Source organism: Bacillus sp. 05T22, assembly GCF_056396765.1.
Genome location: NZ_JBFTMC010000224.1, coordinates 1 through 2,145 on the forward strand (window position 1 = coordinate 1; position 2,145 = coordinate 2,145).

General features: G+C 32.6%; 2 protein-coding genes and 3 pseudogenes. 2 read left to right on the plus strand and 3 right to left on the minus strand.

From position 1 onward, the window contains the following. Positions 1-356 (plus strand): annotated as a pseudogene (locus AC1DIT_RS27920) (hypothetical protein); the annotation flags it as partial. 349 nt (positions 357-705) lie between these two features. Here AC1DIT_RS27920 and AC1DIT_RS27925 read toward each other — a convergent pair. Next, positions 706-843 (minus strand): annotated as a pseudogene (locus tag AC1DIT_RS27925) (recombinase family protein); the annotation flags it as partial. A 3-nt stretch (positions 844-846) separates the two neighbouring features. Further along, positions 847-1,011 (minus strand): annotated as a pseudogene (locus AC1DIT_RS27930) (heavy metal-binding domain-containing protein); the annotation flags it as partial. 232 nt (positions 1,012-1,243) lie between these two features. On the opposite strand from AC1DIT_RS27930, the gene AC1DIT_RS27935 reads away from it, so the two are divergent. Further along, positions 1,244-1,381, plus strand: a complete 138-nt coding sequence (locus AC1DIT_RS27935; protein ID WP_016113583.1) for a hypothetical protein — start codon at positions 1,244-1,246, stop codon at positions 1,379-1,381. A gap of 285 nt (positions 1,382-1,666) precedes the next feature. On the opposite strand, the gene AC1DIT_RS27940 is transcribed toward AC1DIT_RS27935, so the two are convergent. Beyond that, on the minus strand, positions 1,667-2,145 hold a 479-nt coding region (locus AC1DIT_RS27940), incomplete at its 5' end, for a nucleoside triphosphate hydrolase (RefSeq protein WP_476998587.1).

Consider the following 2,145-nt stretch of genomic DNA (forward strand, 5'->3'; position numbering starts at 1 on the left):
AGATCTATATGAACATGATCTGTATTATATTACACAAAAACAAGTATTATATTACACAAAAACAATTAGATGCAGGGAATACTGGTATTGCGCTGACGAATTGGCAAACATATTACTTAAAAAGTGACAATAATGGTCAAATGAATGGTCCTTTAGCTCTAAAATATATTAAACAGGAATTTCCAAATATAAAACCAGGTAGTGCTTCTTTTGACCTAAATAAACTTTTTCATGCACTACCGGGAGAGAAGCGAAAACTCGCAACGATAACTTCGAATCCAGTAAAAGCATCTGGAATTTTTAGTTATACCTCTGATGAGCTTGCTGAGATAAAGAAACATAAAGTGAAACTTTAATCAGTGGGGGTTTTCTTCATCCCCCACTGATTATTAGTTGAACGAATCGGGCTTTTACGGACAGTTCATCTCCCACCTAATTTCTTTGCTTTCGCTGAATTTTGAGGTGGGAGTGTTACTGTCCTAAAATAGCGGGATAAACTCGCCGTCGTTACACAATATAAAAATGAAAGTCACATGTGAATGAATTCATTAAGAATTGTTACAAAACATTGTTTTTTGGTAAGCAATTTTATGTTTAACGTACAATTAGGACACATTCCAACCGATTCCCTATACGTTAGAGCATTCGTTTTTATACTGAAAGGGTATATGGACTTAACGATCTATTGGAATAAAAAAAACCAGCTCATAGCTGGTTTTGATTCAGTGTACTTTCATATTCCTTGATTATTTTGTAAAAAGTATTTTTCTTCAGTTCTAACAGTGCCATAAATCGAACTCCGGTTAGTTCTCTATTTTTCCACTTAGGATACGATTCTTCTATATTCTATCTATTTACACACGTACCGCTTACAGCCACCATTAACATTCCATCACGAACGACTTCGTAGTCTACATCAATACCGACAATTGCATTTGCACCTTTTTGCTTCGCRAGAACTTTCATTTCTTCCATTGCAATATCACGCGCTTCTTTCAGTTTACTTTCATAAATGTTACAAAAGTCTTTCAAAGGTCTGATGTATTTGCTGATGAAACTAACAAACAAAAAAGAAAACCCGCATGTTCATTAGATTTATATTTCATCTTTTCAATTAAATATATAAAATATATATATATATGTAATATTTCATAAAACATTGGTTGTTTATTTTATTATAATATTCAAGGGAAGTAGCCAAAATGCAACATAATAATTTATCAGACGGAGAGAGAATAATTATATGTATCCAAAATTCATTGACAAAATGGCGTTTTCGAAGGCGCATAAAGAGTTATTAATTAAACTGTATAATAAAGAAATTTCAAGAAGCGAGTATGATCAATTGGTAGATGCTTTTTATCGTCCACAACAAAAGTAAATATGAAGTAAGTGTTTATGGTTTTATGTCTTTTATAGCAACAAAATTCATTTTTATCATTTTTGGGGCAAGCTGTTCTGTTAGGTTGATGGATGTGGGGTACCGCCACACATCCATCAACTTAAGAATATTTACTACCCATTTTTGTTAAAAACGTTATTCTTTCTAGATTAATAAGAAAGGATAACACACAAAAAAAGACACCCTCACAGGTGTCTTTTTTTATTATAGAAATATCTTAAAATAGATATCTAGTGACATATATTCAGTTTAAAAGACCTTTTGTTACATCATAACGCCATTATCTTTAAATGAATACCATTTTCCATCAATGAAATGTTTTCCTACTGCCATAGAACCATCAGATTGTAAATAGTACCAATCTCCATTTTGTTGTACCCAACCTGTTTGCATCATTCCCTTTTCATTCATGTAGTACCATAAATCATTAACTTTTACCCAGTCTTTTGCCATAGAGCCATTTTTGTTAAAGTAATACCAGTTTCCGCCAAAGGAACCTTGAAGTTTCTTCCATCCTGTCTGCATAGTTCCATCTTCATTAAAGTAATATGTTTGTCCGTCAATATTTTTCATATACTTAGCCATTACGCCATCTTCATTATAATAATACCATGTTCCTGAATAAGGTCCGCCACCTTTAATTACTTGCCAACCTATCTGCATTGTTCCATCTTCATTGAAGTAATATGTTTGTCCCTTGATAGTTTTTTGACCTTTCGCCATGACACCATCTTCTTCAAAAT